This is a genomic window from Mycobacterium sp. (assembly GCF_035697385.1).
Classification (GTDB): Bacteria; Actinomycetota; Actinomycetes; order Mycobacteriales; family Mycobacteriaceae; genus Mycobacterium.
This window is the reverse complement of record NZ_DASSCY010000273.1, coordinates 1-6,300: the sequence shown is the minus strand read 5'-3', so window position 1 is coordinate 6,300 and position 6,300 is coordinate 1. Positions and strand designations below refer to the sequence as shown.

Genomic DNA, 6,300 nt, shown 5'->3' with positions numbered 1-6,300 from the left:
AGCGGGTCGGTGACATCACCTGGTACCAGGAGCTCGCCCGCAAGGCCGAGGCCGCCAAGCTCGACGCGGTCTTCCTCGCCGATGGCCCGGTTCTCTGGGGGAGTGGCCACCGGCCGGCCAACCAGTTCGAGCCGATCACGCTGCTCACGGCGCTCGCCACCGTGACCGAGCGCATCGGCCTGATCGCGACGGCGTCGACCGGATACAACGAGCCCTACCTGCTCGCCCGCAACTTCGCCTCGCTCGACCACATCAGCGGCGGCCGCGCCGGCTGGAACATCGTGACGTCCGCAGGCGCCGACGAAGCCGCCAACTTCGGCCTCGACCACATCCCCGACCACAGCGGACGCTACGTGCGCGCGGCCGAATTCGTCGATGTGGCAACGGCGTTGTGGGACAGCTGGGAAGACGACGCGCTCGTCCTCGATGCCGCGACCGGGGTGTTCGCGGACCCGGCGAAAGTACACACCATCGACCATGCGGGTGACCGGTTCCGTGTGCGCGGGCCCCTGAACTCACCCCGCTCGCTGCAAGGCAGGCCGCTGCTGGTCCAAGCTGGATCATCCGAGAGCGGAAAGGATTTCGCCGCTCGGTATGCCGAGGCGATATTCACTGCGCAGCGGTCAATCGAGGAAGGGCTGGCGTTCTACCGCGACGTCAAGGCACGTGCGGTGAAGTTCGGCCGCAGCGGCGACGAGGTGAAGATCCTTCCCGGCATCGTCCCGTTCATCGGTTCGACGGAAGCGGAGGCCAAGGAGCTGGAGCAGCAGTTCACCGATTTGATCTCACCGGAGTACTCGCTGCGACAACTGTCGGAGATGCTGGGCGTCGACCTCACCGCGCACGCGCTGGACGCACCGTTGCCTGCGCTGCCGCCGATCGAGCTGATTCAGGGCAACAAGAGCCGATATCAACTGGTGAAGGATCTGGCGACCAGCGAGTCGCTTACAGTGCGGCAACTGATCGCCAAGCTCGGCGGGGGGCGCGGCCACCGCACCTTCGCAGGCACGCCGGACCAGGTCGCCGACAACCTGCAGGAGTGGTTCATCGCAGGCGCCGCGGACGGGTTCAACGTGATGCCGCCGTACCTGCCCGGCGGTCTCGAAGACTTCGTCGACCACGTCGTCCCGCTCCTGCAGCGGCGCGGCCTGTTCCGCACCGGCTACACCGCGGAGACGCTTCGGGAACACTACGGCCTGGCGCACCGCCCGAGCCGCTACACCCCGACCGCGGTCGAATCGAGCGCATGACGACGCGCGCAACGCTGCGGCCGCTCGTCACAACAGTTTTCATCCCGTCTGCCGTCTTCGGAATCGGCCAGGGCGCCGGGGCGCCGGTGATCGCATTGCTCGCCCGCGACCTCGGCGCCTCGGTCGCAGTGGCCGGAACAATCGTTGCGCTTCTCGGGCTGGGTTGCGTGCTTGGTGACCTGCCGGCGGGCCGAGTGGTCGCACGGTTCGGTGAGCGACGGTCAATCGTCGTCGGATCGACCGTAGGCGCGCTCGGGGTGGCGCTGTGCTTAGTGGCGTGGACCCCGGCGGTGCTCGCGATAGGAGCGGTGCTGTCCGGATTCTCGACCGCCGTTTGGGGGCTGGCTCGGCAAAGCTACCTGGCCGAGGTCGTGCCGATCGAAATGCGCGCACGGGCGATGGCGACGTTCGCATTGATGTGGCGTCTGGGGTTCTTCGTTGGCCCGTTCCTCGGCGCCCTTGTCATCCTCGGCGCCGGTACCCGCGGCGGGTTCATCGTCCAGCTCGTCGGCATTGTCGTCTCCGGCTATCTGATGGCGCGTGTGCCGGACCCGCCCCGTGCCCACGGCGTGACGCCTGGCGGTGTCTCGCTGGGAACGATATTGCGGCGACACCGTGCACTGTTGGCGACGTTGGGCACCGGGTCGCTACTCATGGGAGCCGCCCGCGCGGGACGCGAAGCGGTGCTGCCGCTGTGGGCTCATCACATCGGTCTCGACGCCGCCTCGGCCTCGCTGATCTTCGGCGTCGGGGCGGCATTCGACCTGCTGTGCTCCTATCCGGCAGGCCAGCTGATGGACCGGTACGGCAGGCGCTCGATCGCCGTGCCCTCGCTACTGGTCATCGCGGTCTCGTACGTCGCGTTGCCGTTCACCGACGATTTCTGGACACTCACGGTCTCGGCGGTTGTCATGGGAATTGGCAACGGCTTCGGCAACGGCCTGATCATGACATTGGGCGCCGATGTGGCGCCGCCCGCAACGCGGGTCGAGTTCCTCGCCGCCTGGCGGCTGACGCACGATGCTGGAATGTTCTTGGGCCCCTTGGCCGTCGGAGCCGCCGCCACCATCGCACCGCTCGCAGTGGCGGTGGCGGGGCTGGGACTGGTGTCGACCATCGGCGGCGGGTTCATGTACCGCTATATCCCGCGGTTCGTGCCGTGGCCGCCGCCTCTCGATGAGCGACGGCCGCCCTGCTCGGGGGGAGGCAGGGCGGCCGTCGGGTCGGTGTCGTCTCAGAGCAACGGAATCCAGATCGGACCCAGCCAGAACCCCCAGCCCTGGTGACCGGCATCAAAGACCGGGTTCACCCATTTGCCCTGATACTGGAACGGCTGGTGATCGCGGACCGCGCGGTCATAGCCGCCGCGGTCCTGCCACGGAACATCCGGACGCTGGGGCTGCACCACGACCGGGCCGGGTCCCGGGTGTGCCGGTTCGGCGTATGCCATGCCCGATCCGAGCCCCAGCGCCGCCGCCCCGAGGCCGCCGGTTATGGCCGCGCCCGCGATCAGTCGTTTGAATTTCATGCGTTGCTTCCTTTCTCCAGGTCGTAGACACTTGTGCCTCCGACATCGATTGGTGTGAAGTTCTGCTGCACCCACGTCGTGATCTCGCTGCTATTGCCTGACCTGTCCCTCGGCGGGCCGTCTCGGTCGCTCGCGATGAAGTACCGGACCTGGCCGTCGGCGACATAGGCCTGGAACTGCGCCAATGTCGGCGAGTTGTCGGAGCCGGTGAAACCGCCGATCGCCATGATCGAGGCCCCGGTCTTCAATTCAAGGCTGCTCGCTGTCATCGACCCCACAGTGGCTGCGGCCCAACGATTGTCGACACCGTCCACCAACGCGGCGAGTGCGGCATTGTCGGATTGTCCGCCGCCTGGCCCCCGGCCGTCGAAACCACGGTCCGTTGCGGGCCCGGACACCGTCATCGGGCCGCTGTGCGTGTTGGTGGCCGTCTCGATGGTGTAGGCCGCCGTTGCGCCAGCACCGAAGAGCACTGCGCCCACGGCGACAACAGCCGTTGCCCGACCCAACCGGTGCGCGCCGACCGCGAGGACCGATGCCACGATTATCGATCCGGCCAGCACGATCCACCGCAATGCCGGCCACCAGTCCGGCGTGCGGTCCAGCAGGACGAACGCCCAGATGCCGGTCGTTGCGGACATGGTCGCCAGCACGATCCGCGGCGCCAGGAACTCCTTGCCGCGCCACAACTCTCGCACCGAGATCCCCACGAGTGCCGCAATCGCCGGAGCCAGTGCGACCGTGTAGTAGGGGTGGATGATGCCGCCCATGAAGCTGAACACGGCGCCCGTCACTAGCAGCCATCCACCCCACAACAGCAGTCCGGCGCGGACATGGCCGGTGCGGGCCGTACGGCGGGTGAACCAGAGGCCGGCGGCCAGGCCGATCAGCGCGGCGGGCAGCAGCCACGATGCCTCGGTCCCCATCGACTGACCGAACAACCGACCGATCCCGGGATCACCACCGAAGAACAGGTTGCCCGCACCGCCGGGCGCGCCGCCGGGTCCACCACCTGGTCCTCCACCGCCACCGGGACCTTCCTGCCCGCCGACCACGCGATCAATCCCGTTGTAGCCCAACGCCAGCTGCAACAGGCTGTTGTCGGTGGAGCCACCGATGTAGGGCCGCGAGTCGGCAGGCCACAGGCTGACCAACGCGATGTACCAGCCCGCCGACACGATCAGCGAGGCACCGGCAATCAGCAATTTCCAAATGCGGCTCCATAATCCAACCGGTGCGGCCACCAGGAACACCAGCGCGAAGGCCGGTACCACCAGAACGGCCTGCAGCATCTTCGTCAGGAAGGCGAAGCCAACGGCGCAGCCCGCCAAGGCGATCCAGCGAGTGCTCCCGGTTGCGGTGGCCCGCACCATGCAGTACGCCGCCGCAACGAGCATCAGCACCAGCAGCGCATCAGGGTTGTTGAACCGGAACATCAAAGCAGCCACCGGTGTCAACGCCAGCGCAGCGCCGGCGATCAGGCCCGCGGCGGGACCGCTGGTGCGCCGCACTGCGGCATACAACAGCGCGACCGCACCGACCCCCATCAGCGCCTGCGGCAGCAGCATCGTGAAGGCACTGAAGCCGAAGAGCCGCCCGGACAGCGCCATCAGCCACAGCGCAGCGGGTGGCTTGTCGACGGTGATCGCGTTGCCCGAGTCCAGCGAGCCGAACAGCCAAGCGGTCCAGTCCTGGGTGCCGGCCTGCGCCGCGGCGGCGTAGTAGTCGTTGGCCCAGCCGGAGGAGCCAAGGCCCCACAGGTACAGGACGGCAGTGCCGGCGAGCAAGGCCAGCAAGGCGGGACGAACCCAGCCCGGCTTCGGAGGATCATGCGGTACCTCCGCGGTCTGCGGCGCAACATCTGCAGTGAGCGTCATCAATCAATGTCCTTTGCTTTGTGGATGAGTCAGTGGGACCGGCGCGGGTGAAACACCCAACCGCGCAACAGGACGAACCGTGCAACCGTTGCTAACAGATTCGCCACCACCAACACGCCCAGCTCGAGCAGGTGGTGTGGTTGGGCAACTACGGCGTGCAACACGCCGAGTGCGCCACTGGTGATGGTGAGGGCGATCGCGAACACGATGAGGCCCTCGATGTGATGACGTGTGGCATTGGATCGGCCACCGGCCCCGAAGGTGAAACGCCGGTTGGCGGCCGTGTTGCCGACAGCGGTGAGCAGCAACGCGATCAGGTTAGCCGCCTGTGCGCCGGCCCAACCCTGCAACAGCAGGAAGAGCAACAGATAGGCCGCTGTCGACAGCACACCGACGGCACCGAACCGCACCACCTGGCGGAACAAAGATTTTGGTGCCGCGGCCGACCGCGACGAACTGAGCTGCGCAGCAATCGTGTTCACCGGAATCGATCCGTTGGCGAAGCCACGCAGCAGCCGCCCGATGCCCTTGAGGTCGGCGGTGGCGGTTGCGACGATGTCGACGCGACTGTCCGGATCGTCCACCCAGTCCACCGGAACCTCGTGGATCCGAAGCCCGCTACGTTCCGCGAGCACCAGCAGTTCGGTGTCGAAGAACCATCCGGTGTCGGAGACGTGCGGCAACAGTTGGTGCGCGACGTCGCTGCGAATCGCCTTGAAACCGCACTGAGCATCAGAAAAGCCCGCGGCCAGAGTCGATTTCAGAATCAAGTTGTAGCAGCGGGAGATGATCTCACGCTTGGGACCGCGAACCACCCGAGCGCCGCGGCCCAGCCGGGTGCCGATGGCTAGGTCGGAGTGGCCGGAGATGAGCGGCGCGACGAGTGGGGCCAGCGCGGCGAGGTCGGTGGACAGGTCGACGTCCATGTACGCCAGCACCGGAGCGTCGGAAGTCGACCACACGGCGTGCAGCGCTCGGCCACGCCCCTTCTGATCGAGCCGCACCACCCGCACATCGGCAAGTTCCGAGGACAGTTTCTCGGCGATGCGCGGCGTGTCATCGACGCTGGCGTTGTCGGCGATGGTGATTCGCGCCTCGAAGGGAAGGTTTTCGCGAAGGTAGCGATGCAGCCGGTGCACCGAATCTTCAAGTGCAGCCTGCTCGTTGTACACCGGGACCACCACGTCGAGTACCGGCACCCCCGCAGCCCGCGCGGCCAGAGCGGCGTTCGGGCGCGATTCGAATTGGCTTCGATGACTCCACGTATCGAGAGCGATGTCTGTCATGCCACCCATAGTTGAGGCGCAGCTTGTGTCCGGCGTTGGGCGAAGCTATGTCCCACCTATGAGTTCTTCTGCTCCTGGGTGAGGTCGTAAATGATGACCCGGTCGACTGTCTGGGGGGCGTAGTGCGTCTGCACCCATTCGGCGATGCCCGCGGCCTCGCGGCTGCCGCTCGACTGGCCTCCCCAGTGCCCGATCATCAGCTTGCCGCGGATGAAGTAGTGGATCTGCCGGTCGGTGACGTAGCGATGGAACTCCTCGAGCGTCGGCGAGGGGTCGGTGCCGTTGAAGCCGCCGATCGCCATCACCGGTGCGCCGCCGGCCACTTGGTAGCCTGCCGCGTTGTTCGAGCCGACGACGGC

The 6,300-nt window shown here is 66.9% G+C and carries 5 protein-coding genes and 1 pseudogene; 2 read left to right on the top strand and 4 right to left on the bottom strand.

Annotated elements, in window-relative coordinates; all coding sequences use genetic code 11:
• Both VFH65_RS23230 and VFH65_RS23225 read left to right on the top strand, forming a co-directional pair.
• Positions 1-1,250 (top strand): LLM class flavin-dependent oxidoreductase (locus tag VFH65_RS23230; RefSeq protein WP_353324613.1); only part of this gene is annotated, 1,250 nt, incomplete at its 5' end.
• Entirely contained in the window at positions 1,247-2,536 is a 1,290-nt protein-coding gene (locus tag VFH65_RS23225) for an MFS transporter (RefSeq protein ID WP_353324612.1), read from the top strand. The genes VFH65_RS23230 and VFH65_RS23225, both read left to right, overlap by 4 nt.
• Here the strand turns inward: VFH65_RS23225 and VFH65_RS23220 are convergent.
• The 4 genes and pseudogenes from VFH65_RS23220 to VFH65_RS23205 form a co-directional block, all read right to left on the bottom strand.
• Positions 2,485-2,778, bottom strand: a complete 294-nt coding sequence (locus VFH65_RS23220; protein WP_353324611.1) for a hypothetical protein — start codon at positions 2,776-2,778, stop codon at positions 2,485-2,487. The genes VFH65_RS23225 and VFH65_RS23220 overlap by 52 nt on opposite strands.
• On the bottom strand, positions 2,775-4,655 hold the full coding sequence (locus tag VFH65_RS23215; RefSeq protein WP_353324609.1) for an ArnT family glycosyltransferase: 1,881 nt from the start codon (positions 4,653-4,655) through the stop codon (positions 2,775-2,777). The genes VFH65_RS23220 and VFH65_RS23215 overlap by 4 nt, the downstream gene beginning before the upstream one ends.
• A 29-nt stretch (positions 4,656-4,684) precedes the next feature.
• On the bottom strand, positions 4,685-5,941 hold the full coding sequence (locus VFH65_RS23210; protein WP_414688490.1) for a glycosyltransferase: 1,257 nt from the start codon (positions 5,939-5,941) through the stop codon (positions 4,685-4,687).
• A 56-nt stretch (positions 5,942-5,997) separates the two neighbouring features.
• A pseudogene (locus VFH65_RS23205) lies at positions 5,998-6,300 on the bottom strand (glycosyl transferase); the annotation flags it as partial.

Coding starts and splice junctions, on each gene's coding strand:
- VFH65_RS23225 (WP_353324612.1), top strand. CDS start 1,247: ATGACGACGCGCGCAACGCTGCGGCCGCTCGTCACAACAGTTTTCATC.
- VFH65_RS23210 (WP_414688490.1), bottom strand. CDS start 5,941: ATGACAGACATCGCTCTCGATACGTGGAGTCATCGAAGCCAATTCGAA.
- VFH65_RS23215 (WP_353324609.1), bottom strand. CDS start 4,655: ATGACGCTCACTGCAGATGTTGCGCCGCAGACCGCGGAGGTACCGCAT.
- VFH65_RS23220 (WP_353324611.1), bottom strand. CDS start 2,778: ATGAAATTCAAACGACTGATCGCGGGCGCGGCCATAACCGGCGGCCTC.